Source organism: Streptacidiphilus sp. MAP12-33, assembly GCF_041261265.1.
Lineage (GTDB): Bacteria > Actinomycetota > Actinomycetes > Streptomycetales > Streptomycetaceae > Streptacidiphilus.
Window position 1 is genome coordinate 25,950 of sequence record NZ_JBGCCA010000036.1, and the last position, 20,766, is coordinate 46,715.

The window sequence follows — 20,766 nt, forward strand, 5'->3', positions numbered from 1 at the left end:
ACCACTCCACAGGAAAGGGACCCAGACGATGTCCGAGAGTACCGACACCACCGCTGTTCTGCCGGTGGTCGAGCAGAACCCGGCCCCGGCCGGCGACAGCGAGACGACCGTGACGATGCCGGTCGTCACCCCGCTCGCGGCCGCGCCGCTCGCCGCCCCGCCGCAGCCCGTGTTCGACCCGGATCGGGCCCGCGCCCTCCACGCCCACCGCGTCCTGCAGCGGATCCTCGCCACGCCGGGCCTGCCGCTGCCCAAGGTCTGGGAGGGCCACGCCTACAGCTCCCCCATGCTCGACCTGACCCTCCTCGACGGCGGCGCCGAGGCCCTGACGGCCTACCAGCGCGTGTTCGGCGGCCAGCTCGCGGTCGAGCAGGTTTCCGCGCACGACTCGGCGGCCGGGTTCCCGGTTCCGGCGCAGGAGTACGCGCACCTGGCGACGGTTATCGAGGGCATCGACGTGGTCGTGACGTGCTGGACGCCGATCCCCGACACGGAGGCCGCGCCGCAGCAGGTGGCCGAGGCCCCGGTCGAGACCCCCGTCCCGCCGGAGACCGTCGAGGCGGTGGCGTCGTGACCAGCGCCTGCTACTGCCAGATCCGGCACGCCGTCACCGACGAGCACCGCATGGCGCTCATGCGCGCCCTGACGGCCGCCGAAGCCCTCGGCCAGGCCGACCTCGCCGCGCACTACCGCTACCGCCTCGAGCCGTGCCCGGCGGCCAAGCAGCCCGGCCCCGCCCAGACGCCCGAGGTGACCGAATGAGCACCCTCACCTACTCCGGCGCCCGCGTCACCCCCACCGGCCTCCTTGTGCTCCCCGCCGACGCCCCGCGCAGCCTGTGGCTCGGCGACCGTCGGCGGGGACTCGGCTCCAGCGACATCCCCGCCGTCATGCAGGTCTCCAACTTCCGCACCCCGCTGCACGTTTACCACGACAAGGTCGGTGACCTGCCCGTCGACGACGGCCAGTGGTCCGAGGCGGCGCACTTCGGCAACGTCCTCGAAGAGCCCCTCGCGCTCGACTGGGCCCGCCGAAACAGCACCGTCGTCTCCCGCGTCGGCCTGATCGCCAACGAGACAGAGCCCTGGCAGCAGTGCACGCTGGACCGTCTCTGCGCCGAGTGCCCGCTCGACCGCGACCGGCACGCCCAGTGCGCGCTCGAGGTGAAGACCCGCAACGCGTTCGTCGCGAAGCTGTGGCGGGCCGGGCCCCCGGACGACGTGCTGGCCCAGGTGCTGTGGCAGATCATCGTCACCGGCCTCGAGCACATCCACGTCGTCTGCCTGATCGGCGGCCAGGACTACCGCCAGTACACCGTCCGCCGCTCCGAGCACACCCAGCTCGTCGACTACATCCTCGCCGAGGCCGGGACCTTGTGGCAGCGCGTGCAGCTGCGGCAGCCGCCGCCGGCCGACGAGAACCAGCCGCCGGACGCCCTCCTCGAGCTGTACCAGCGCCTGCACCCGGACCGGGACGGCATCGTGCGGATCGACCGGGACGGCGAGGCGCAGGAGGCGCTGTCGGACTACCTCGACGCCTGCGCGGACGCCAAGGCGGCCGAGCTGGCGAAGAAGGCCGCCTACGCGCGCATGGTCGCGGCGCTGGGCCCGGCGCAGATGGCCGTCCTGGGCGACAAGCCCGCGTACTCCATCGAGCAGTCGACCCGCAGCACCACCGACGTCGCGAGGCTGGCCGAGCGCTGGCCCGACGCCTACGCGGACTGCGTCACCCACACCACCAGCGACCGCCTGTCGATCCCGCAACGAGTCCGGAAGGAGCACGCGGCATGAGCAGCCTGTCCGAGCGCGCCGCCGCAGCAGCCCAGCAGCCCGCCGCCCCGGCCCCGGTGACGCCGGAGCCCGAGGCTCCGCAGGTCGGCATCCAGGACCTCGGCGCCGACTACGAAGCCCCCGACGCCGAACCCGACGCCGTGCCGGTCCACGTGGCCTGGTCCCGCGTCATGGCCGACATTCGGAAGATCGGGAAGAGCGAGGTCTACAACGCTCCCGGTACGCACTACAACTTCCGTGGCGTCGACCGCACGGTGAACGCGTTCGCCCCCGCGCTGCGCCGTCACGGCGTCCTGGTCCTGCCGACGAAGGTCGAGGCGAAGTACCGCGACTTCGTGAACGGCAACAAGAAGCTGCAGCGCGAATGCACCGTCGTGGTCACGTGGACCGTGATGGGCCCGCAGGGCGACGTGCTGGCCGGCCAACTGCAGTCTGCTGGCGAGGCACTGGACTCGGCCGACAAGGGGACCGCGAAGGCCCAGTCCGTGGCGCTGCGCGTGTTCCTGCTGACGGCCGCGATGGTGCCGACCGGCGACCCGGACCCGGACAGCGCGCACGTCGACCGTGGGGACGCGCCGCAGGTCAAGTCCCCGGAGCAGTACCGCGACGAGATGGTCAACCCGAAGACCTCGGCCGAGCGGCTGTACCAGATCGCCGACGAGCTGCGGCAGTTCCACCTCAGCGGCATCAAGGTCCAGAACGAGACCGGCGACATGGAGACCCTGTGGGCGCTCGGCACCCGCCTGTACCAGGAGCGGGGTGGGCAGTGATGGACAGCCTCGCCGAGGTGCTGACCGTGATGGTCGTCGTGGTCGTGGCCGGTTGCCTGTGCTGGGGCGCCCTGGAGTGGCGGCGCGAGCGCCGCGCCGCGCACCGGTTCGCCGCCCTGGTCGAGTCCGAGCTGCCCAGCGGCTTGGACGCCGATCTGACGCGGGTCCGTCTCGCGCTGGCCGAGCTGCGCCGCGACGTGGAGCTGTGGGACCGGGGTGGGCGGCCGTGACGCTCGTCCCGCAGATGGAGGTCGTCAACCACGACGCCGAGTCGCTGCCGCTGTCCACGAACAGCGCGACGGAGCGGGCGGCAGCGGTCCGCTCCGTCCTGCACCACACCACCAGCCGCGTGGAGGAGGACGAGCTGCTGTGGATGCTGGGCCTGCACTACCGGCCCGAGCCGCCGAAGGCCCGCCGTCACCCGATGTACTCCGGCAAGGTCATCCCCGTCGAGGCGGTGCGCGATGGCCAGTGACCTGGACTGGTCCCTCGCGGCCTGCCGCCAGCCCGGCGCCGACCCGGACCTGTGGCACGACGCCTCGGACATCCAGCCCCCGGGCACCGGTCACCGCGTCTCGCAGGCCGCCCGGATCTGCCTGAGCGACTGCCCGGCCGCGCTGCAGGCGGCATGCCTGCGCCAGGCCCTGGCCGACGAGGGCGACCGCTCGCTCGACGGACGGTTCGGCGTGTTCGGCGGCGCGAACCCCCGGGAGCGCTACGAGCTGTGGGCGCGCCTGAACCCGGCCCGGGCGGCCGCCATGGAGGCCCGGTCCCGGCAGATCGCCAGGAGCCGCGCGGCCGTGGCCGCCGCCCGGGCCACCACGGTCGGCCTGCCGGCAACCGCGTGACCGCGGTGGTGACGTTCGACTGGTCCCCGCCCTGGCACTGGGACTCGATCGACCTGCTGTGCCGGTACTGCCTCCTGCCGACGCACCTGCGGGACGACACCGCGCGGCCGCGCAAGCCGGGGCAGGCGGCGGTGCCGGGCCGTCCCGCCCACAAGGTGTGCGCCGAACGCGCTTACGAACAGCGGCTCGCCCGCGAAGCCGCCCAAGGAAAGGAACCCCCATGAAGGTCGACCGCCAGACCGGCGAGATCCTCGACGACTCCCCGAGCGTGAAGGAGCTGGCCGTCGTCCTGGTCGAGCACCTCAACGGCCGCACCCACGAGGAGCTGTCGACGGAGCTGCACCAGCTGATCGAGGCCGTTACCGCCCACGGCAAGAAGGGCTCGCTGGTCGTGTCGATCGTGGTGGAGCCGACCAGCGCCGTCGACGGCTCCCCGATCTCGATCGCGTTCGACTCCACTCTCAAGGCCCCGAAGGCCGCCGCGCCGAAGGCCCTGTTCTTCGTCGACTCCGAGGGCAACCCCGTGCGGGAGGACCCGCGCCAGCTGGGCCTGGACTTCCGCATCGCCCCGACCCACACCACCGAGCTGAGGAACGCATGACCACCGAGTTGCACTCCATCCCGGCCGACGCGCAGGCCATCATCGACACCGCCCTGCGCAGCGCGGCCCCGCACCGGCTCGAGACCGGGCATGTCCACGCCTTCCACACCCCGGCCGGCGTCCACAAGGTCGACCTGACCGGCGACGAGTACCGCACCGCCCCGGCCCGGAAGACGGGCACCACAAGGGTGTGGGACGTGCCGTCGTTCTTCGAGTACTTCGGCAAGCACTGCGACGAGCACTCCGAGGTGTACGCCGACGCCCAGCGACTGGCCGTCACCGCGGTCTTGGACGCGCACCGGCCGGACGCCGCGCGGTGGGGCGGTCACCGGCTGGTCCTCGAGCTGCGGAAGACCCCGGAGTGGCAGGCCTGGATGGCCCACCACGGGCGCCTCCTGTCCCAGACGGAGTTCGCCGAGCACCTCGAGGACCACTGCGCCGAGCTGGTGGCGCCGCCGGCGGCGGAGATGCTTGAGGTCGCGCAGTCGATCCAGGCCGCGACGAAGGTCGACTTCAAGTCCGGGACGCGGCTGGCGTCGGGTCAGCGGCAGCTCGAGTACGTCGAGACGGTGCAGGCCCGGGCGGGGCAGAAGGGCCAGCTGACGATCCCGGACACCTTCGAGATCGGCCTGGTGCCGTTCGAGGGCAGCGCCCCGTACCGGGTCACCGCGCGGTTCCGGTACCGGATCGAGGGCGAGGGCCAGTTGAAGCTCGGCTACCGCCTCGACCGGCCCGACAACGTGCTGCGCGCGGCGTTCGACGACGTCGTCGGGGACCTGCAGTCGCGGATCGACTACCAGGTGATGAACGGCGCGCCGTCCTGACACGCCTGCGGGCCCGGCGCCCGCTGATGCCCTCCGTTCCGCACCCGAGAGAGCTGACGTGCCCGTGAAAGACCGCCCGATCCAGTCGCCGAAGGCCGCGTGGATCCTCGCGTTGCGCGCCGAGGTGCTGCGCCCGCAGCTGCGTGAGCAGTTGAGCGCGCGGCAGTTGCGGCATCTGGCGCTGGTCGGGACGGTCGGGAACTGGATCGCGTCGTTCGCCGACAGCGATGGGGGCGGCGCGTATCCGGAGCGGGAGACGATCGCCGCGTTGGCCGGGTGCTCGGTGGAGACGGTGTCGCGGGCGGTGCGGGTGCTGGTCGGCCTGGGTGTGCTGCAGCGCAGGCGCAGGCCGAACCAGTCGCCGGTGTATCAGCTGCTGATGCCGGTGGGCCGGTTGGAGTGGGCGGCGGCGCTCGACTGGTTTGGGGAGTCGAGGCAGGAGAAGGCCCGCCGGAAAGCGTCCGTGGACGCCGTCCGGAAAGCGTCCGTGGACTGTGTTCCGGAAAGCGTCCACGGACGCCTTCCAGACGATCCGGAAAGCGTCCGTGGACGCCCCTGGAAAGCGTCCGTGGACGCCGTCCGGAAAGCGTCCGTGGACGCTCCTACCACCACCCACCTACCTGCGGTAGGTGACCACCACCCCGACCAAGACATGGCTGAGGTACAGCAACCACCCACAGGACGGGCGCGCGCGAAGCCGAAGCCGGCCCCGATCCAGCCACCGCTCCTCGCCGCCGTGCCCGAGCCGCCCGACGAGTACCGGGCCGCCCGCGCCGCCGAACGCGACCGCAAGCGGGGCGCGTCATGACCCGGCAGGTCATCGCGCTGACCCTCGCCCCCTTCGTGATCATCTGCGCGGTCGTCGCCGTCGGAATCCTCTCCGCGCTCATCCACCCGAAGCCCCCCAGGCCCCCGAGGCGCGACAAAACGCCGCCTCTCGCCGACGAACCCGGGGGTCCGCGACAACTCGTCCGCCGCGAGCCCTGAACGGCCCGCAGAACGCCACACACGACCCGCCTGCCCCAGGAGCCACCCGTGACCAACATCCCCCTCCGCGTCAGCACCCGGCTGCTCGCCGACGCGCTGCGCCTCGGCCCCATCGAAGGCCAGATCATCGGCGTCGCCCTCAACGGCGTCGACGGCATCCTGACCTTCACCATCGCCACCCCCGCAGCACCCACCAACGCCACCGGCATGGAGCCCACCTACACCCGGGAATGGCCCTCCAACCGCTACTTCATGACCGACCCCGGCTGGACCTTCGGCGGCGCCAAGTGACCACCCGCCAGGAAGCCACCCAGCACGCCATCCAGTGGGCCAAGCACGCCGAGACCCGCGCCACCGCCAACCCCACAGCACTCGACGCCGCCGTCACCATGGCCACGATGTGGACCGGCATCGCCAGACTGCTCCCCGCCGTCCTCGACGACCAGCAGCTCCTCGAGCAGCCCAAGCCCAGCACCCGATGCACCAGCCACCACCACTTCGGACCCACCGGCCGAGGCCACGTCCGCTGCGACCGCCAGCACGGACACCGCGGCATCCACACCGCCGCCGGCTTCGAATGGGCACCCCTCCCCCAGGCCAACGCAGCGGCCTCAACTAGCGACCCCGGCCAGCAGCGACACCCCGACTGCTCCAGCAGGATGTGCACGCACCCGCACTGCGGCGACACCTGCCCCTGGCGCAAGCCGCACGACCTCGTCGTCGCGCCGGTGCCGGGCCCGCGCGCGGCCGCGGACGACGCCCCGCCGCGCTGCCCCGCGATCCGGGACAACGAGCGGTGCGAGCGCGCGGCCGGCCACTCCGGCATCCACCAGGGGCTCACGTGCGGCTGGCGCAACACCGACCCGGCGCCTGCGGCCGTGACGCTGAACGGGCCCGCTACCGGGCTGTGCTGCCAGCAAGCCGTGGCCCGCGTTGCCGAGCAGCTGCTGCAGCACGCCCGAACGGCTGCGGGCCTGACGGAGCTGGAGCGGCGCTGCCTCGAGGACGCGGCGGACTTCGTCCGCGCCCACCAGCCCGCAGCCGCGGCCCCGGAGCCGGAGGGCTGGTGCGCCGCCAAGACGCCTCACGGCCCGCACACCTGCACGTGGGGTGTCGTCGACCCGTTCCGCTGCCCCGGCTACCCCGGGAGCCAGCTGTGAGCCTTGACTTCGAAGAACCCACCCCCGAGCCGCGCCACGTCTACGCAGCCAAGCTGACGGAGATGAAGTCTTACCCGGGCCGCTGGGTGAGGCTCGGCACCTACCCCATCACGCAGGCCACCCTCTCGGGGAAAATCGGCTTCAGGATCCGGCGCGGCATCTTCGCGACCTGCCAGCCCGCAGGCAGCTTCGAGGCCACGCAGCGCACCGTCGACGGAAAGATCCGCCTGTACGCCCGCTACATGGGCGGTGAGCGGCCGTGAGCCTGAGCATCTTCCCGTACAGGTGCCCGTACTGCGTCGGCGGCTACACCGGCCCCGGCGAGAAGTGCCTCCACTGCGCCGGCACCAGCCTCACCGACTCGCCGGACGGTGGTGCCGAGCGCGCACCGCGGCCGCCCGGCGTGATGCGGGCAGCGTGCGCGGACTGCGCGTTCCGCGCAGGCTCGCCCGAGCTCGAGGCGAACGGTGCCCAGCTCCCCGAGGACGAGCCCTTCTTCTGCCACCAGGGCCTGCCCGTGACCACCACCGGCGCCTACATGCCGACCGCGATGTTCAACGGCCTGCCGCTCGGCGCGCTGGTCTGCGCGGGCTGGTGGGCGATGCGCACCGGCGAGCCGCTGCCCGAGAAGCCGTACCGCGAGGTGGGGCTGTCGGAGCAGCAGCTGGAGGCGATGGTCCCGACCGAGGTCCGGCTGGCGCCCGAGGCGCAGGCCGCGCTCGCGCGCCGACGCGAGGATGGGGGTGCACGATGATGTCGCGCCAGACCCTCGATGACGCCATCCGAACAGCGCTGCTCCGGCACGCCGACACGGCGCACCTTCCGCTCTCCGTCGCGCACGTCCGCGCCCAGGCCGCCGTCGCCGCCCGCGCCGCCCAGGCCTGGAGCGCCGCACAGGCCGTGAACCCGGCAGACCCGTTCCGCACGCCGGCCTACACGACGCACCCGCAGAAGCCCCTCCCCGACGCGACCGACCTGCCGCCCGAGCGCCCCACCGGCGAGAGCACGGCCTGTTACCGGGACGGCTGCGTCACGGTGCGCCCGACGGTCGGTTGGCGCTGGTACGTCGGCGCGGGCTGGCAGGCGGTGTGCACACGGCACATGGCGGGCGCGGCCCGGTTGGGGCGCCGTTACAACTCGGAGTATCAGGCGGTGGCCTCGTGAGCGCCCGTCAGGATCTCGAAGCGCTGGGCGTCCCGGCCGAGGTCCTCGACGCCTACGAGCTCGAGATCCGTCGTGAGGCCGCTGCGGTGCTCTACAACGCCGCCGACGACGGCACCTGCGGGTGTGGCTGCCACTGCGCCGAGATGATCGACCCCGACGCGCCGTGCCCCATCTGCCGGGGCAACGGCGGCGGGAAGGTAGGCGCTGCGTGCTACCAGTGCGGCCTCGTACGCACCACTGAGCCGCCCCCGCAGCGGGATCTCATCCCGTCGCAGCTCTACGAGGGTCTGATGGCGCACATCCTCGGCGTGCAGCCGCTCCGGCCGCGTCCGGCGTACACCGGGGTGCTCGGCTACCTCGAGGGCCGCGACCCGTGATCGCCACCGGCTTCTGGCTCGACAACGCCGCATGCGCCGACACGCCATCACCGCTGTTCCACGCGGAGAGCGCACAGGGCCAGCAGCGCGCCATCGCGACGTACTGCGTCGGTTGCCCGGTCCGGGCCGAGTGCCTCGCCGACGCCCTCGCCACCCCGCCGCACCAGGACCAGGGCGTGCGCGGCGGCCTGACCGCCCGCGAGCGCCGCGCACTCCGACAGCGCACCGACATCTCACCCGGACGTGACGCCGTGACCATCGCCGCCCTCCGCCGCTTCCTCGACGAAGAGCACCACGACAATCCACCAGCCGCACCGCGCCCACCACGCAAGCCCAGGAAGGAACCCACGATGCCCGAACCCGTCGAGCAGCCGACCATCACCGTCGAGCCCGAGCCCCTCGGCCAGGTCCTCGACCTCCTCGCCTGGGCCGAACGGCACAACGACCCGGCGCTGCGGAAGCTCGCCCAGACCGCGGCGACGGCGCTCGCCGTAATCCGGCAGCGGCACGCCGCCGACGCCGAGCTGGCCACCCTCGAGAACGAGGCCGCGCAGTTGCGGGAGCGCCTGGCCGCACTCGACGCCCGCGCGAAGGAACTCCGGCCAGCGGCCGCGAAGGCGAAGCCGCAGCGGGACTACACACCGAGCGTGGTGCGGGCCTGGGCGCGGGAGCAGGGCCTGCAGGTGCCGGACGCCGGGGTACTGCCGCAGACGATCGTGCAGGCCTGGCGGGACCGGGGCGCAGCGTGAGCCGGCTACTCCCCCGCCTCGGCCGCCTTCTTGCTGACCACGGTGGCCTTCCGCAGCGGCGGCACGCCGCCGGCGGTGGCGATGCGGCCGACGTGCTGGCGCTCGTAGGGGACGAGTCGGGTGACCTCGGACGGGCCGAGGACCTTGCCCTTGAGAACGCTCACGATCTCGGCGTTCAGCGCTTCGCGGGCCGCAGCCAGTTGCTCGTCGGCGGCCGTGTAGGCGGCCGAGAGTTCAGTCAGGCGGTCGCGGGCTGCTTGCTGGGGATCTTGTGCGGCCATGGCCAAAGGATGCCACGGCAGGTTGCAACGTGTGTAGAAGGCTTCCCCCGAATTAATGGATGCAACTTAACGATGCATCTTGACGTTGCAACTCAAGGTTGCAACACTGGAGTTGTTGGGCAGCACGGAGCGGCCCGCAACCCAGGGGAGGCCGTTGTGTTCCGTACCAGCCGCGAGACCAGCGAGCAGACCCTCAACCGGCTGATCCGCGCCTGGGACCGCCGCCGCGCCGTGACCCTCACCTACACCAAGGCCGACGGGTCGGAGACGGTCCGCACGATCGAGATCACCGACGTCACCACCTCGAAGGCCGGCGACGTGCTGATCAAGGCGATGGACCGGGCCTCGGGCGAGCTGCGGACGTGGCGGCTGGACCGGATCGACGCCTACACGGTCCACACCACCGGCTACGTCGTCCCGGTCGCGGCCGTCGCGCCCCGCCCGGCCGGGCACGGTCTCGCCGCCGCCACCGCCCGCGTCGCGGCCCTCACCCCGGCGACCGTCACGCCCGCCGCGCGCACCCAGCTCCTCACCGACCTCCTCGCCGCCTAGGAGACCGCATGTCCCTCATCGAGCTCGCCACCATCCCCGTCGACCTCGACACCAAGGTTCACGCGCACCTCGAACTGGCAACCTTCCACCCGATCCCGGGCGTGGACCAGTTCCACTTGGCTGCCGTCGTGGCATTCCTCGCCGAGCTGAGGCCCTCCGACCGGGAGGCACTGGTCCGAGCCTCCGCCCGCACGGCCGCCCGCGCCGCGCAGGCCCGCAAGCACGAGGCCGGTGCCTGATGCCCCAGGTGCTCACGGTCCTGAAGAGCTGCCTCTTCTGCGACAACCCGCTCCCCGCCAACGGCGGCCTGCGCGGCTGCTGCTCGGCGCGCTGCGCCTACCTCGAGAACGACGCCGACGACTACGACCCCCCGGAGGACTGACCCATGGTCGAGGTCACCACCCCGCTCACCTACGTGGCGCTGCTCGGCGAGTTCCCGGCCGCCGTCAGCCGTGACCTGGACGCCGTCAAGGCGTACGCCCAGGGCCGCGAGCGTCAGCACAACTACGACGACGGTAGTCAGCGGGAGTTCCGGTGGGACGAGGTCGACGATGCGGGTCAGGCCTGGCGATTGATGGCCAGGAACCCCCGGACCAACCGATGGGCGAAGACCAGCTACATCGTGCGCCTCGCGCCGATCCTGGACCCCGGCGCGTGACCCCCTGAGCCGGTCGTGGCCGGGTGAGTCTTCCCCCCGTCCCCGGCCACGACCACCCAACGGGCGGCAGCGGACAGGCCGCCGCCCACCGGCCCCCTCTGATCCCCCGCAGAGGCGCGGCCACCGCCGCACCCCAACCTCCCCTCCAGGGGTGCGGCACCAGCCTCCGTAGCTCAACGGCAGAGCAGGGCCCTTATAAGGCTCAGGCAGCGGGATCGACACCCGCCGGAGGTACCCCAAATGACCAGCAGAAACCCCCAAACCACCACCCAGAAAGGGCCCAGATCATGACCGAACGCGAGCAGTTCATCCAGGGCCTCCGCCAGCTCGTCGACTGGCTCACGCTCAACCCCGACATCCCCGCCCCCACCAGCCGACAGTTCCTCGTCCCGCTGCACTCCAACGCGCCCGTCCGCCAGCTCGCCGAGCACCTCGGCACCGACCTGGCCACCGACGAGCACGGCAACTGCTCCACCGAGGTCACCTTCGGCCCGGTGACCTACCTCGCCTACGGCTACGTCGACTTCACGGCCCACATGGAGCGGCGCTCCGCCGAGAACGCCGAGAACTACGCCCAGCGCCACAACCTCACCCTCACCCCCAAGGAGACCGCAGCATGAACAAGGCCCTCTTCATCGAAGCCGTCGCCAAGCGCCTCGGCGGCGACCACCCCTCCAAGACCGCCGCCCTCCGCGCCGCCACCGAGGCCGTCGACGCCGTCCTCGACACCATCACCCGCACCGTCACCGAGGGCGGAAACGTCAGCATCACCGGCTTCGGAACCTTCGAGGCCGTCGACCGCGCCGCCCGCCGCGCCCGCAACCCCCAGACCGGCGACAAGGTCCGCGTCAAGGCCACCCGCGTCCCCCGCTTCCGCCCCGGCCAGGGCTTCAAGGACCTCGTTTCCGGCGCGAAGAAGCTCCCCAAGACCGGCCCCACCGTGCGCAAGGCCCCTAAGGGCTCCATCACCGGCGGACGCAGCAACATGCCCGCGCCGGCCGGATCGCCGCGAGCCCGCCGTGAGGCCGCTGCGTTGCGCGCCGAGGCGAAGGCCAAGGCCGTCCGCGCGCCCCGCAAGGCCGGTGCCCGATGACCGCCCGCGACGAGCACACCGCCCAGGCCCGCGCCATGCTCGCCGAAGCCGAGGGCCTCAACGCCGAAGACCGCGGCACCCCGGAGGACCTGTCGTTCCTCCTGGAGGCGTCGGCGCACGCGATGCTGGCGCTGGTCGACGCGATCAGCGAGCTGACCGTCCAGGCCTCTCCCACCCAGGACCGCATCAAGGCGCGCGTCCTGACGGGGGTGGAGTAGCCATGATCGCGTTCAGCCTCACGCTGATCTTCGGGACGCTGCTCGGGTACGGGCTGTCGATCGCGTTCATCGCGGACGGCCTGGTGTGGTTCTGGGACGACACCCGCGAGGAGCTCCCGGCCGGTGCGACTCGGACGCTGGTCCGCTCGGTGATCCTCCTGATCGCGCCGATCCTCGCCGCCGTGAAGACCTGGCACGCCCTCCGCGACCGGATCCACCACCAGCGGGTGCGCCGCGCGATCCGCCGCCTGCCCACCCAGGCACACCCGGAGCAGCAGCACCTGGTCGACGAGCTGCAGCACCCCGACTTCTACGACCGCATCCACCACCCGGCCGGCGACCTCGGAGGCACCCCGTGACCCGCAGCCTCGTCGTCGAACGCGCCCTCGTCCGCGCCGCCGTCGCCGTCGGGCGGCCGCTCGCCCCGTGGCTCGCGGTCCGACTCGCAACGGCCGTCACCGACAGCCTCGGCGAGGAGAAGCCCGCCGCCCCGGCACTCCCCGACCCCGTCGTGGCGCTCAGCCCGCGGCTGCGGCAGATCGGGGCGCTGCTCGCCGACGGCCTGTCCGTCGACGAGATCAGCGGCGCCCTGTTCCTCGCCCCGAACACCGTCAAGACCCACCTGCGCTACCTCTACGCCGCGCTGGGCGCACGCAACGGCAACCACGCCGCCGCCCTCATCACCCGCTACGGCCTGGGCACTCCGGTGCCGGGCCCCGTTCGGAAGGTTCGCCGCTAGTGACCGGCTCCGCCATCGTCATGGCCCTCGTCCTCGTCCTCGCCGTGGTCGGCCGCTGCATCTGGCCCACCCACCTGCAGACGCCCGTCATCCCGGAGCAGCCGGACCGCTCGACCGGCCAGTGGCTGCGCGAGTGCAACCAGATCCTCGCGGCCGGCACCGGCCGCCACCGCGCACCGTCGCGCTGGGCCGGGGGGGCACGATGACGCTCTACCAGATCACCTACGAGCGTGTCGGCCGTCACGGGTCGAAGCGGCCCGACTCGCCGCCCGCGCCGCCGCCGTACCAATTGCGCGCCGCCGACGTGGACGAGCTCGCCCAGGAGATCCACCGTGATGTCCGCCGCTACCTCGGCTCCCGCTACGTCGAGGTAGCGGTCAATCTCGAGGAGATGCGCGGCCTGGTGCTAGCCGGCGAGCGGGAGGCGGGCTCGTTCACCATCGCGGTGATCGACGCGCCCGCGGCCCCGGTCGAGCAGGTCGAGGCGGAGGTGCTGGCCGAGACGGCCACGCCCGAGCTGCCGACGGTAACGAAGGCCGGGCTCGGCTACCTACAGCGGTTCGCCGCCGCCGAGGCCGACGGCGACCCGGTCTACGTCTACCGGGAGTTCACGAGGCCCGGCAACGGTGTGTCCCGCCCGGCGCTGGACCGCCTGCTCGGCACGGACGTCGGCGACGCCTTGGTGAAGCTCGGCGACCACGACCCGCAGCGGGGACGACCGGTCACGGTCACCGACCTCGGCCGCCGGGTCCTCGCCGCGGGGCAGGCCGGTGCCCGATGACGGGGCCGTTCAGCGTCGAGGAGCGCCTGGAAATCCTCCGCGCGGAGGTCGAGACATCAGGGCCGTGGCACTTCCACCGCCAGGACGTGGCCGCGCTGATCGCCGAGGTCGACCGGCTGCGTAGCGCGGCCGGCACCAGCCACCCCCGGGTGGTGGCGCTCGCGGAGCTGCAGAGCGCCGTGCAGGAGGGTGTCGCGCAGATCCTGGCCATGCACCTCGAGCGCATCGAGACCCGGGCGTTGGCGCTGCGGGAGGGCGCGGCGGCACTGGACGCCATCGCCGACCACGTCGAGTCCCGCGTGCTGGACCACTTCAACGGCGCGTGCGGCAAGGGCTCGTGCGACATGGTCCGCGAGTGCGCCCGGACACTGCGGGAGATGGCCGCCGGCCAGCCCGCGCCCGTGCGCACCGAGGGCGAGCAGCGGTGAACGCCCACACCTGCCGCACGTGTGGCCAGCGCGTCACCGTCCGCCGCACGACCCGCATCGTCCGCGAAGCCGCCGCGTTGATCCTGCTCCGCACCGGCTACTCCCGCGAGCAGATCCTCGAGCACTCCAGCATCTCCGTGGCCCCGCTCGACGAGAAGGCGCTCACCGGTGACCTCGTCGAGGCGGCCGCCACCTACCTGCGGGCGGTCGGCTTCACCTACTCCGGCGTCTGGGAGACCGTCGCCCGCCTGCGGACCAAGCTCGGCGTTCCCAAGCCGGAGCCTCCGGTCGCGGCCCCGGTCGAGCAGCTGCTCCTCGACGGCAGCCAGCCGTGAACCGGCCGCCCCACTGGGAGCACGTCCTGCTGCCGCCCCCGGATCCCCAGCCCGCGCCCGCGCGGCGGCCGGGCTGGATCCGGCGCCTTCGCAACCGCCTCACCCACCGAAAGGCACGCACGTGAACATCACCGTCACCCTCGACAAGGCCACCCTCGCCACCGTCATCGAGCAGGTCACCGGCATCGACGAGGACGGCGACGAGTACGAGATCGGCGGACGCACTATCGGCGACGCCGTCGCCGGCCAGATCACCGCGCGCCTGATCAAGGAGACCGCCTACTACGGCCGCCTCCGGGACGAGGTCGCACAGATCCGCAAGGAGGCGATCCAGGACGCCGTGCGCCCGCTGATCGAGAAGGCGCTTGCCGGTCCGATCCCGCAGACCAACCTGTACGGCGAGCGGACCGGCAAGAGCCTCACCATCCTCGAGCTCGTCGTCGAGGAGATCGCCACGCTGCTGGGCGCGAAGTCCGATCGGTACCGCAGCGACAGCCCGACACTCCTGCAGCAGACCATCAAGACCGAGGTCCAGAAGGCCATGCAGGCGGAGATCACGGGCGCGGTTCAGTCCGTGCGTGACGCCCTGGCCGGGCAGGTCGGCGACCAGCTCCGCCAGCACGCCGTCGAGGCCGTCGAAACCGCCCTGCGCGGCTCCATCAAGACCTCCTGACCAACCGCCACGCGTAGGCCGGGGCGCGCCACCCGCGCGCCCCACCTCGACACCCGACAGGAGCAACACCATGGACGACCTCTGCAGCAGCTGCGGTACGGACCTGAACGAGACCGACGGCAACACCTTCGACATGGGCGACGGGATCACCGTGCAGCTCTGCCCCGACTGCGAGGCCCGCTGGGCGGCCGACACCGACGAGGACGAGGAGGACGAGTCGTGAACAGCACGCAGCTGCACTACCGCGAAGCCACCCGCCACCTCGAGGACGCCAAGCACCGCAGCGACCGCCAGCTCCGTACGGACGACATCGGCATCGCCCAGACGCACGCCCTGCTCGGCGTCATCGCGGCCCTGGAGGAGCTCACCCGCCAGGCAAGCCCCGACACCCTCGAGGCCGTCGCCACCGCCACCGGCGTCCTCACCGACAACGTCATCCACCACGCCTTCAACGCCTTCGGAAGCGACCGATGAACCCCACCGTCCGCGTCGGCCAGATCTGGCAGGACAACGATCCCCGCAGCTACGGACGCAAGCTCCGCGTCCTCGAGGTCGGCGACACCCACGCGCTGGTCGAGCTGCACCAGCCGCGCCGCGACACCAACGCCAAGCGCGGCCGACAGACGCGCATCCGCCTTGACCGCTTCAAGCCGACCAGCACCGGCTACCGGCTCATCCAGGACGCGACCACGTGATCCTGTCCCGCTACATCACCATCTGCAACGGCTGCGGCTGCCTCGGCCCCACCAGCGACACCAGCCGACCCCACGCCCAAGTACGCGCCCTCGCCGACGGCTGGACCACCAACAGCCCAGGCCTGTCCACCGTCGGCGAGAAGCACTGGTGCCCCGCCTGCACCCAAACCCGCAAGGAGCAGCCATGACCGTCATCCCCCGCCGCACCCTCCTCGCAGGCGCCGGCATCGCCGCCGCCACCGCCTTCATCCCCCGCACCCAGGCCGCCGCCGCCAGCGCGCCCACCCTCATCACCGTCCCGCCCGGCCAACCCCTCACGTACGGCGTCCTCGGCGACAGCATCACCGGCCGCGGCAGCTTCGCCTCCGACCCCTCGCTCACCTGGACGGCGCTGCTCCAGGCCCGGCTCGCGCAGACGTGGACCGTCACCCGCGTCAACGGCACCACCCACACCGACGCCCAGGACCTCACCTGCCTCGGCACGGTCGACACCGTGCCGTCCGGCTGCAACCTGGTCGTCGTCGGCCTCGGCACCAACGACTGCCGCGAAATGACCGGCTCCAGCTACACCTACAGCCCCACCCAGACCTACAACAGCGCCGGCACGCTCTTCGCCGAGGTGGCGGCCGCCAACCCGGCCGCCGTCATCGTCAGCCTGGGCGTGTGGGGCGACACCACCGTGCAGTGGACCATGTCCGGCTCCACCACCCCGGTCTCCCGCGTCGCCCGCTGGGACGCCCTCATCGGCGAGCAGGTCGCCAAGAACGGCGGCATCACCGTCCCGGCCGCCGACCTGTACGGCTACAGCCCGAACCGACTCCCCGCGGGCGTGGCGGCGTTCGGCGGCTACACCACCGACGGCTTCCACCCCAACGACGCTGGCCACGCCGCGCTGTACGCCCGCGTCGCCAGCTGGCTGAGGCTCCCGTGACCGCGCGCGAGTTCGGCTTCGCAGTGGAGCACTACGAGTCGATGTGCGAGGGCGACGCTCCGACCGGCTGGAAGGTGAGCCTGCCCCACCAGTGCGACCGCTGGCGAATCGACAAGGAGTTCAGCACCTCCGATCCGTCCCCACAGGCCGACGCGCTGGCCGAGCTGGACCGCTTCATCGCCGAGGCCCAGGCCGCCCGGGCCGCGCTCGCCGCTGGCCAGCCGTTCGGTGACCCCGACAGCTTCTGACTCAGGAGAGGACCACCATCGTGACCGCCCAGACCATCGCTGATCTGCGCCGCGAGCTGGAAAAGGCCCGCATCGTCCTCATCGGCGCGCAGACGCACCTCGCCCACCACGCCGAGGCCAACGCCGCCCTGCACTGCGCCACGACGGTGCTGTACTCGCCGCTCCACGCCCAGGTGACCGCCGCGATCGGCCAGATCGAGCACGCCCTCCAGCGCACCGAGCCCGACATCAGCACCGCCGACCCGCAGCCCTGGGTGGCGGCCTGGGCCCTCGAGGAGCTCGGCGGGATCCTCCTCGACCTCGACCGCTGCCAGCACGGCCGCCACCCCGCCGACCCGTGCGCCGACTGCGGCGGCATGTCGAAGGGCAACCCGAACCTGAAGCCCGGCCAGGTCATCGGCTACACGGTGCACGGTGACCAGATCGTCATGCCCGTGCCGGGCATGGACCGGCACGACCCGCGGTCGTGGCGTGGCGCCCTCGCCGGGACGGGCGGTGAGCAGCGGTGAGCTACCCCCGCATCTTCCGCACCCCCGGCCTCGCCGACTTCGCCCAGGCAGTCGATGAGGAGCGCGCACGCCAGCTCGCGAAGTGGGGCGACCAGCGCCACCCCGACGGCACTGGCGACGCCGCCATGTTCGGCATGCCGATGTCCGCCATCGCGAGCATGATCAAGGGCATCAACGACCAGCTCCGGCCGTCGTCCTACGAGCTCTGGATCAACGCCGACACCGGGCAGACCGCAGACGGCCCGAACCGCCCGCAGTGGCTGCCGATCTTCCTGGAGGAGGTCTTCGAGGCCGCAGCCGAGACCGACCCGCAGGCGCTGCGCACCGAGTTGATCCAGGTGGCGGCGATCTGCGCCGCCTGGATCAGCGACATCGACCGCCGAGGCGGTGCGCGATGACCGCCCTCCTGCCCGAGCGCATATCCACCACCCCCGCCATGACGCTCGCCCGGCGGGTAGCCGCTCACATGGAAGCCCACTACCCCGACACCACCGACGCCGCCGCCTGGACGGTCGCCGAAGACCACCGCGACGGCTCGGCAGTCGTGGTGTGGCGCATCGGGAACGACCGGGCCTTCCCCGCCGGGGCACGGGGCACAGTGCTCTATCGCTGGCTGCTCTCCCTGCGCGACGCCGGATTCGCCGCCGAGGCTCGCACCGACATGGAGGTCTTCGGGCGTCCCGATGAGGAAGCACCCGGCGGCCGGGCCCTCTGGCTCCACGTCACCGACTGGCACCCCACCGCCCTCGAGGCGGTCGACTCATGAGCGCCCGCTGCGAGCACACCGAGCTGCCCGTCGACATGTGCAGCCACTGCCTCGGCCACGACCAGCGGGAGCGCGCCGAGCGCCAGCTCCCCGCTGCGCCCCTCGGCCCCGCCGTCGAAGCCCGCTACCCCGGCCAGTGCGCCACCTGCGGCGGCCACTACCCCGCCGGCACCACCATCCGCCGCAGCCCGGACGGCTGGACCGCCGACTGCTGCCTCCAGGAGACCTGATGCAGAACGTCGCCCTGGCCATCGCGGCCATCTCCTTCACCCTCAGCCTGGCCAACCTCGTCCGGTCGCGCCGCGCCTACCACCGCACCATCCGCGCCACGAAGGACCACTGACCATGACCGACCAACTGCCTGCCCGCATGTTCAACGCGGTCGACCTGGCCCTCGGCGATGGCTGGTGGCTGCCGCTCACCCAGCGGAAGAACATCGCCGACGCCCTGTACGCGCTCGTCCGACCGGAGCTGGAGCAGCTGCGGCGCTGCGTCCCGCTGATCTGCTCGGACGAGCGGCACCTGGCCAAGGTTGCCGCGCTGGAAGCTGAGGGGGGTCGAGCCGGTGCCGAGGCGCTCGGCAACGTCATTGCCTACTGCGAGCACATGGTCCAGATGGGCACCGAGATGGGCTCGCACCCGCAGGCCCTCGCGGCGTACCGCGATGTGGTGCGTGCGTTCGCCAAGGAGGCCGACCGTGGCTGACACCGACCTGCGCGAACGCATGGCCGCCGCGATCCGCGACGATCTCAAGCGCCGCACGGTCCCACCGATCCTCGGCATCTGCGGGCACCCGATCAACGGCGGCATGGGCTTGACCGAGTTCGAGCTGGCCGACGCGGCGCTGACCGCCGTCCAGCCCGAACTCGACCGGCTCAGGGCCGTCGAAGTTGCGTACCTCGGACCGACGGCTGACCGGACGGCCGCGCGCACCGTCCCCGTCGTCACCCTCGTCCGGCAGATCGCCGAGAAGCGCACCGCGATGCACCAGCGGGACGAGGCGTGCCGCGAAGTCGACCGGCTCCGAGCCGAGAACCAGCGCCTCAACGACGTCCTCAACGGCGACGACATGGCGCTGCTCTGCGAGGACTGCGAATGCGCCGACTGCGGCGGCACGTACGGCCAGCACGCGCCCGGCGGCGTCTGCTCCTGCGGCTGCACACCGCCCTGCGACCGGTTCATCCGCGACGAGGCGCTCGACGTGGTCACCCAGGCCCTGATGCCGCTCCTCAGCAGCCCCTCTGCCGAGGCCTTCGCGCACGTCGTCTGGCACGCGCTCTTCGACGTCGACGAGGAGGTGCCCGATGGCGCGTGAGATCCGCTACCCGGACGGCACCGTGCGGCACGTCTACGCCGGGCCCGAGGCGCGCCGGCGCCGCTGGCGGCCGTCCGGGACCGCCCTGTTCGTCATCGTGGCGCTGGCCGCCGTCCTGCTCGCACGCATCGCAGGCCACGCATGAGCCACGCCCGCTTCGTCGCGCGCCTCATCCCGTGGCCTATCGCAGACCCACCCCAGTACGAGGTCTACGACCGACACGCCGGGGGCCCCGTGCTCGGCCGCTGGTCATACCGTGCCGACGCACAGCGGCACGCGGACGAGTGCAACGCGCGTGAGGAGCGCCAGAAGGTCCGCTTCCAGGTCGACGTGTGGCCACCCAACACCTTGAGCACCCCAGGACCCGTCTTCCACGTCGTGGACACGAAGACCCAGACCATGATCCCGGGCTCCGGGACAGGCACCTACGAGACCGCGCGGCAGCACGCCGACACGCTCAACACCCGCGACGAGGAGTCCTGATGTCGATCACACGCATGCTCGCCCTGCGGAAGCGCCTCGCAACGCCCGCCCCGCGCGCCCGCCTGCTGCCGTGCGGCTGGTGCTACGAGGAGAACGGCGAGGAAGTCCACCCGCACCCCGAGTGCCCCATCGGCCAGCCCGCGCCCCGCCCTGTACCCGCGCCGCCACTCACCCGGCTCGTCGACCGGCACGCCGACGACCTCCTCGCCCTCTCCGAGCTCCAGGGCAGGATGGCGCGCATGACCGACCGGCTGGAGCGGGTCGCCGAGTCGCTGGAGGCCCGGCACGTCCGCTACGGCTGGACCGTGCGTCTGCGGGAGGAACTCCTCGCCATCGCCCACGACACACCCACGTCGATGGGAGGCTGAGGCATGGACATCGCCGACTTCCTCCGCGCCCGCCTCGACGAAGACGAGCAGCGGGCCCGCGCCGCAGCCGACGACTCTGGGAACTCCTGGATCGACACCGGCGAGTCCGTGTACGTGAAGGACAGCAACGACCCAGTGGCGGTCGGCCCGTGGGCGTCCTACCTGCCGGATGGCGTCCGCAGCCACATCGCCCGCTGGGATCCGGCGCGCGTGCTCACCGAGATCGCCGCCAAACGGCGTGTGCTCGCCCGGCACCGCGACTACGACTTCCCGTCCAACGAGGACGACGGGCCCGGCGACTACGCGTGGACGCCATCCTGCGACCACTGCTTTAAGCCCTGGCCATGCCCCGACATGCTCGACGTAGCCGCGCCGTACCGCGAGCACCCCGGCTACCAGCCCGAGTGGGCTCCGGAGAGCTGA

The 20,766-nt window shown here is 72.2% G+C and carries 50 protein-coding genes and 1 tRNA gene; 50 read left to right on the forward strand and 1 reads right to left on the reverse strand.

Translation table 11 applies throughout. From position 1 onward, the window contains the following. Nucleotides 1-28: 28 nt before the first annotated feature. The 19 genes from ABH931_RS30205 to ABH931_RS30295 are packed head-to-tail and all read left to right on the forward strand — an operon-like array spanning nucleotide 29 to nucleotide 9,270. Nucleotides 29-574 (forward strand): hypothetical protein, encoded by a 546-nt coding sequence (locus ABH931_RS30205; RefSeq protein ID WP_370120148.1) that lies wholly within the window; start codon nucleotides 29-31, stop codon nucleotides 572-574. Further along, nucleotides 571-762 (forward strand): hypothetical protein, encoded by a 192-nt coding sequence (locus ABH931_RS30210; RefSeq protein ID WP_370120150.1) that lies wholly within the window; start codon nucleotides 571-573, stop codon nucleotides 760-762. Before ABH931_RS30205 ends, ABH931_RS30210 begins: the two co-directional genes overlap by 4 nt. Continuing rightward, the gene (locus ABH931_RS30215; protein WP_370120153.1) at nucleotides 759-1,790 is read left to right on the forward strand and encodes a YqaJ viral recombinase family protein; all 1,032 of its coding nucleotides are present in this window, start codon (nucleotides 759-761) and stop codon (nucleotides 1,788-1,790) included. The genes ABH931_RS30210 and ABH931_RS30215 overlap by 4 nt, the downstream gene beginning before the upstream one ends. Beyond that, on the forward strand, nucleotides 1,787-2,560 hold the full coding sequence (locus tag ABH931_RS30220) for an ERF family protein (RefSeq protein WP_370120155.1): 774 nt from the start codon (nucleotides 1,787-1,789) through the stop codon (nucleotides 2,558-2,560). Before ABH931_RS30215 ends, ABH931_RS30220 begins: the two co-directional genes overlap by 4 nt. Beyond that, nucleotides 2,560-2,790: a hypothetical protein gene (locus tag ABH931_RS30225; RefSeq protein ID WP_370120158.1), complete on the forward strand. Its 231-nt coding sequence runs from the start codon at nucleotides 2,560-2,562 to the stop codon at nucleotides 2,788-2,790. Before ABH931_RS30220 ends, ABH931_RS30225 begins: the two co-directional genes overlap by 1 nt. Further along, nucleotides 2,787-3,035, forward strand: a complete 249-nt coding sequence (locus tag ABH931_RS30230) for a hypothetical protein (protein ID WP_370120161.1) — start codon at nucleotides 2,787-2,789, stop codon at nucleotides 3,033-3,035. The genes ABH931_RS30225 and ABH931_RS30230 overlap by 4 nt, the downstream gene beginning before the upstream one ends. Next, nucleotides 3,025-3,408 carry a WhiB family transcriptional regulator gene (locus ABH931_RS30235; protein ID WP_370120164.1) on the forward strand — a complete coding sequence of 128 codons (384 nt, stop codon included), beginning with the start codon at nucleotides 3,025-3,027 and terminating at the stop codon, nucleotides 3,406-3,408. The genes ABH931_RS30230 and ABH931_RS30235 overlap by 11 nt, the downstream gene beginning before the upstream one ends. Continuing rightward, entirely contained in the window at nucleotides 3,405-3,632 is a 228-nt protein-coding gene (locus ABH931_RS30240) for a hypothetical protein (RefSeq protein ID WP_370120167.1), read from the forward strand. Before ABH931_RS30235 ends, ABH931_RS30240 begins: the two co-directional genes overlap by 4 nt. Continuing rightward, nucleotides 3,629-4,009 (forward strand): hypothetical protein, encoded by a 381-nt coding sequence (locus tag ABH931_RS30245; RefSeq protein WP_370120169.1) that lies wholly within the window; start codon nucleotides 3,629-3,631, stop codon nucleotides 4,007-4,009. Before ABH931_RS30240 ends, ABH931_RS30245 begins: the two co-directional genes overlap by 4 nt. Further along, nucleotides 4,006-4,833, forward strand: a complete 828-nt coding sequence (locus tag ABH931_RS30250; protein ID WP_370120172.1) for a YfdQ family protein — start codon at nucleotides 4,006-4,008, stop codon at nucleotides 4,831-4,833. The genes ABH931_RS30245 and ABH931_RS30250 overlap by 4 nt, the downstream gene beginning before the upstream one ends. A gap of 58 nt (nucleotides 4,834-4,891) precedes the next feature. Next, a complete protein-coding gene (locus ABH931_RS30255; RefSeq protein ID WP_370120175.1) occupies nucleotides 4,892-5,641 on the forward strand; it encodes a helix-turn-helix domain-containing protein in 750 nt (249 codons plus the stop codon). Then, complete coding sequence (locus tag ABH931_RS30260; RefSeq protein WP_370120177.1) at nucleotides 5,638-5,820, forward strand: hypothetical protein; 183 nt, start codon at nucleotides 5,638-5,640, stop codon at nucleotides 5,818-5,820. The genes ABH931_RS30255 and ABH931_RS30260 overlap by 4 nt, the downstream gene beginning before the upstream one ends. A gap of 48 nt (nucleotides 5,821-5,868) precedes the next feature. After that, a complete protein-coding gene (locus tag ABH931_RS30265) occupies nucleotides 5,869-6,111 on the forward strand; it encodes a hypothetical protein (protein WP_370120180.1) in 243 nt (80 codons plus the stop codon). Further along, nucleotides 6,108-6,980: a hypothetical protein gene (locus ABH931_RS30270; RefSeq protein WP_370120182.1), complete on the forward strand. Its 873-nt coding sequence runs from the start codon at nucleotides 6,108-6,110 to the stop codon at nucleotides 6,978-6,980. Before ABH931_RS30265 ends, ABH931_RS30270 begins: the two co-directional genes overlap by 4 nt. Continuing rightward, complete coding sequence (locus ABH931_RS30275; RefSeq protein WP_370120185.1) at nucleotides 6,977-7,243, forward strand: hypothetical protein; 267 nt, start codon at nucleotides 6,977-6,979, stop codon at nucleotides 7,241-7,243. The genes ABH931_RS30270 and ABH931_RS30275 overlap by 4 nt, the downstream gene beginning before the upstream one ends. Beyond that, complete coding sequence (locus ABH931_RS30280; RefSeq protein ID WP_370120187.1) at nucleotides 7,240-7,734, forward strand: hypothetical protein; 495 nt, start codon at nucleotides 7,240-7,242, stop codon at nucleotides 7,732-7,734. Before ABH931_RS30275 ends, ABH931_RS30280 begins: the two co-directional genes overlap by 4 nt. Then, entirely contained in the window at nucleotides 7,731-8,144 is a 414-nt protein-coding gene (locus ABH931_RS30285) for a hypothetical protein (protein ID WP_370120189.1), read from the forward strand. The genes ABH931_RS30280 and ABH931_RS30285 overlap by 4 nt, the downstream gene beginning before the upstream one ends. Then, on the forward strand, nucleotides 8,141-8,521 hold the full coding sequence (locus ABH931_RS30290) for a hypothetical protein (protein ID WP_370120192.1): 381 nt from the start codon (nucleotides 8,141-8,143) through the stop codon (nucleotides 8,519-8,521). The genes ABH931_RS30285 and ABH931_RS30290 overlap by 4 nt, the downstream gene beginning before the upstream one ends. Beyond that, a complete protein-coding gene (locus tag ABH931_RS30295; protein WP_370120195.1) occupies nucleotides 8,518-9,270 on the forward strand; it encodes a WhiB family transcriptional regulator in 753 nt (250 codons plus the stop codon). Before ABH931_RS30290 ends, ABH931_RS30295 begins: the two co-directional genes overlap by 4 nt. Nucleotides 9,271-9,275: 5 nt before the next feature. Here ABH931_RS30295 and ABH931_RS30300 read toward each other — a convergent pair whose 3' ends face one another. After that, nucleotides 9,276-9,551 carry a hypothetical protein gene (locus ABH931_RS30300; RefSeq protein WP_370120198.1) on the reverse strand — a complete coding sequence of 92 codons (276 nt, stop codon included), beginning with the start codon at nucleotides 9,549-9,551 and terminating at the stop codon, nucleotides 9,276-9,278. 156 nt (nucleotides 9,552-9,707) lie between these two features. Here ABH931_RS30300 and ABH931_RS30305 point away from each other — a divergent pair, with 156 nt between their 5' ends. The 31 genes from ABH931_RS30305 (at nucleotide 9,708) to ABH931_RS30455 (ending at nucleotide 20,766) form a co-directional block, all read left to right on the forward strand. Next, nucleotides 9,708-10,103, forward strand: coding sequence for a WYL domain-containing protein (locus ABH931_RS30305; protein ID WP_370120200.1), 396 nt, complete (start codon nucleotides 9,708-9,710; stop codon nucleotides 10,101-10,103). Between the two features lie 8 nt (nucleotides 10,104-10,111). Then, on the forward strand, nucleotides 10,112-10,342 hold the full coding sequence (locus ABH931_RS30310; protein ID WP_370120203.1) for a hypothetical protein: 231 nt from the start codon (nucleotides 10,112-10,114) through the stop codon (nucleotides 10,340-10,342). Then, a complete protein-coding gene (locus ABH931_RS30315; protein WP_370120206.1) occupies nucleotides 10,342-10,485 on the forward strand; it encodes a hypothetical protein in 144 nt (47 codons plus the stop codon). Before ABH931_RS30310 ends, ABH931_RS30315 begins: the two co-directional genes overlap by 1 nt. A gap of 3 nt (nucleotides 10,486-10,488) precedes the next feature. Then, the gene (locus ABH931_RS30320; protein ID WP_370120209.1) at nucleotides 10,489-10,761 is read left to right on the forward strand and encodes a hypothetical protein; all 273 of its coding nucleotides are present in this window, start codon (nucleotides 10,489-10,491) and stop codon (nucleotides 10,759-10,761) included. A 162-nt stretch (nucleotides 10,762-10,923) separates the two neighbouring features. Continuing rightward, nucleotides 10,924-10,995: transfer RNA gene (locus tag ABH931_RS30325), tRNA-Ile, on the forward strand. Nucleotides 10,996-11,048: 53 nt separating this feature from the next. Continuing rightward, nucleotides 11,049-11,381 (forward strand): hypothetical protein, encoded by a 333-nt coding sequence (locus ABH931_RS30330; protein WP_370120212.1) that lies wholly within the window; start codon nucleotides 11,049-11,051, stop codon nucleotides 11,379-11,381. After that, the gene (locus tag ABH931_RS30335; protein ID WP_370120214.1) at nucleotides 11,378-11,854 is read left to right on the forward strand and encodes an HU family DNA-binding protein; all 477 of its coding nucleotides are present in this window, start codon (nucleotides 11,378-11,380) and stop codon (nucleotides 11,852-11,854) included. The genes ABH931_RS30330 and ABH931_RS30335 overlap by 4 nt, the downstream gene beginning before the upstream one ends. Beyond that, nucleotides 11,851-12,072, forward strand: coding sequence for a hypothetical protein (locus ABH931_RS30340; RefSeq protein ID WP_370120217.1), 222 nt, complete (start codon nucleotides 11,851-11,853; stop codon nucleotides 12,070-12,072). Before ABH931_RS30335 ends, ABH931_RS30340 begins: the two co-directional genes overlap by 4 nt. Nucleotides 12,073-12,074: 2 nt before the next feature. Further along, complete coding sequence (locus tag ABH931_RS30345) at nucleotides 12,075-12,431, forward strand: hypothetical protein (protein ID WP_370120220.1); 357 nt, start codon at nucleotides 12,075-12,077, stop codon at nucleotides 12,429-12,431. Further along, nucleotides 12,428-12,811 (forward strand): LuxR C-terminal-related transcriptional regulator, encoded by a 384-nt coding sequence (locus ABH931_RS30350; RefSeq protein ID WP_370120221.1) that lies wholly within the window; start codon nucleotides 12,428-12,430, stop codon nucleotides 12,809-12,811. Before ABH931_RS30345 ends, ABH931_RS30350 begins: the two co-directional genes overlap by 4 nt. Further along, nucleotides 12,811-13,017, forward strand: a complete 207-nt coding sequence (locus tag ABH931_RS30355) for a hypothetical protein (RefSeq protein WP_370120224.1) — start codon at nucleotides 12,811-12,813, stop codon at nucleotides 13,015-13,017. Before ABH931_RS30350 ends, ABH931_RS30355 begins: the two co-directional genes overlap by 1 nt. Continuing rightward, nucleotides 13,014-13,592: a hypothetical protein gene (locus ABH931_RS30360; protein ID WP_370120226.1), complete on the forward strand. Its 579-nt coding sequence runs from the start codon at nucleotides 13,014-13,016 to the stop codon at nucleotides 13,590-13,592. The genes ABH931_RS30355 and ABH931_RS30360 overlap by 4 nt, the downstream gene beginning before the upstream one ends. After that, the gene (locus ABH931_RS30365; RefSeq protein WP_370120228.1) at nucleotides 13,589-14,020 is read left to right on the forward strand and encodes a hypothetical protein; all 432 of its coding nucleotides are present in this window, start codon (nucleotides 13,589-13,591) and stop codon (nucleotides 14,018-14,020) included. Before ABH931_RS30360 ends, ABH931_RS30365 begins: the two co-directional genes overlap by 4 nt. Continuing rightward, on the forward strand, nucleotides 14,017-14,355 hold the full coding sequence (locus ABH931_RS30370; protein WP_370120231.1) for a hypothetical protein: 339 nt from the start codon (nucleotides 14,017-14,019) through the stop codon (nucleotides 14,353-14,355). Before ABH931_RS30365 ends, ABH931_RS30370 begins: the two co-directional genes overlap by 4 nt. A 121-nt stretch (nucleotides 14,356-14,476) precedes the next feature. Continuing rightward, nucleotides 14,477-15,028, forward strand: a complete 552-nt coding sequence (locus ABH931_RS30375) for a hypothetical protein (protein WP_370120234.1) — start codon at nucleotides 14,477-14,479, stop codon at nucleotides 15,026-15,028. A gap of 70 nt (nucleotides 15,029-15,098) precedes the next feature. After that, complete coding sequence (locus ABH931_RS30380; RefSeq protein ID WP_370120237.1) at nucleotides 15,099-15,251, forward strand: hypothetical protein; 153 nt, start codon at nucleotides 15,099-15,101, stop codon at nucleotides 15,249-15,251. Further along, nucleotides 15,248-15,502 (forward strand): hypothetical protein, encoded by a 255-nt coding sequence (locus tag ABH931_RS30385; protein ID WP_370120240.1) that lies wholly within the window; start codon nucleotides 15,248-15,250, stop codon nucleotides 15,500-15,502. The genes ABH931_RS30380 and ABH931_RS30385 overlap by 4 nt, the downstream gene beginning before the upstream one ends. Further along, entirely contained in the window at nucleotides 15,499-15,723 is a 225-nt protein-coding gene (locus ABH931_RS30390; RefSeq protein ID WP_370120243.1) for a DUF6354 family protein, read from the forward strand. The genes ABH931_RS30385 and ABH931_RS30390 overlap by 4 nt, the downstream gene beginning before the upstream one ends. Then, entirely contained in the window at nucleotides 15,720-15,911 is a 192-nt protein-coding gene (locus tag ABH931_RS30395; protein WP_370120244.1) for a hypothetical protein, read from the forward strand. Before ABH931_RS30390 ends, ABH931_RS30395 begins: the two co-directional genes overlap by 4 nt. After that, nucleotides 15,908-16,654: an SGNH/GDSL hydrolase family protein gene (locus ABH931_RS30400; protein ID WP_370120247.1), complete on the forward strand. Its 747-nt coding sequence runs from the start codon at nucleotides 15,908-15,910 to the stop codon at nucleotides 16,652-16,654. Before ABH931_RS30395 ends, ABH931_RS30400 begins: the two co-directional genes overlap by 4 nt. After that, nucleotides 16,651-16,902, forward strand: a complete 252-nt coding sequence (locus ABH931_RS30405) for a hypothetical protein (protein WP_370120250.1) — start codon at nucleotides 16,651-16,653, stop codon at nucleotides 16,900-16,902. Before ABH931_RS30400 ends, ABH931_RS30405 begins: the two co-directional genes overlap by 4 nt. A 20-nt stretch (nucleotides 16,903-16,922) precedes the next feature. After that, on the forward strand, nucleotides 16,923-17,411 hold the full coding sequence (locus ABH931_RS30410; RefSeq protein ID WP_370120253.1) for a hypothetical protein: 489 nt from the start codon (nucleotides 16,923-16,925) through the stop codon (nucleotides 17,409-17,411). After that, nucleotides 17,408-17,809: a hypothetical protein gene (locus ABH931_RS30415; protein ID WP_370120256.1), complete on the forward strand. Its 402-nt coding sequence runs from the start codon at nucleotides 17,408-17,410 to the stop codon at nucleotides 17,807-17,809. The genes ABH931_RS30410 and ABH931_RS30415 overlap by 4 nt, the downstream gene beginning before the upstream one ends. Then, nucleotides 17,806-18,177, forward strand: coding sequence for a hypothetical protein (locus ABH931_RS30420; protein WP_370120259.1), 372 nt, complete (start codon nucleotides 17,806-17,808; stop codon nucleotides 18,175-18,177). Before ABH931_RS30415 ends, ABH931_RS30420 begins: the two co-directional genes overlap by 4 nt. Continuing rightward, complete coding sequence (locus tag ABH931_RS30425; RefSeq protein WP_370120262.1) at nucleotides 18,174-18,407, forward strand: hypothetical protein; 234 nt, start codon at nucleotides 18,174-18,176, stop codon at nucleotides 18,405-18,407. The genes ABH931_RS30420 and ABH931_RS30425 overlap by 4 nt, the downstream gene beginning before the upstream one ends. Nucleotides 18,408-18,522: 115 nt before the next feature. Then, nucleotides 18,523-18,882, forward strand: coding sequence for a hypothetical protein (locus ABH931_RS30430; RefSeq protein WP_370120265.1), 360 nt, complete (start codon nucleotides 18,523-18,525; stop codon nucleotides 18,880-18,882). Continuing rightward, nucleotides 18,875-19,492, forward strand: a complete 618-nt coding sequence (locus ABH931_RS30435) for a hypothetical protein (RefSeq protein ID WP_370120268.1) — start codon at nucleotides 18,875-18,877, stop codon at nucleotides 19,490-19,492. Before ABH931_RS30430 ends, ABH931_RS30435 begins: the two co-directional genes overlap by 8 nt. Then, nucleotides 19,482-19,637: a T-complex 10 C-terminal domain-containing protein gene (locus ABH931_RS30440; protein WP_370120271.1), complete on the forward strand. Its 156-nt coding sequence runs from the start codon at nucleotides 19,482-19,484 to the stop codon at nucleotides 19,635-19,637. The genes ABH931_RS30435 and ABH931_RS30440 overlap by 11 nt, the downstream gene beginning before the upstream one ends. Continuing rightward, a complete protein-coding gene (locus ABH931_RS30445; protein ID WP_370120274.1) occupies nucleotides 19,634-19,975 on the forward strand; it encodes a hypothetical protein in 342 nt (113 codons plus the stop codon). The genes ABH931_RS30440 and ABH931_RS30445 overlap by 4 nt, the downstream gene beginning before the upstream one ends. Continuing rightward, nucleotides 19,975-20,343, forward strand: coding sequence for a hypothetical protein (locus tag ABH931_RS30450; RefSeq protein WP_370120277.1), 369 nt, complete (start codon nucleotides 19,975-19,977; stop codon nucleotides 20,341-20,343). Before ABH931_RS30445 ends, ABH931_RS30450 begins: the two co-directional genes overlap by 1 nt. Nucleotides 20,344-20,346: 3 nt before the next feature. Next, nucleotides 20,347-20,766, forward strand: coding sequence for a DUF6221 family protein (locus ABH931_RS30455; protein WP_370120280.1), 420 nt, complete (start codon nucleotides 20,347-20,349; stop codon nucleotides 20,764-20,766).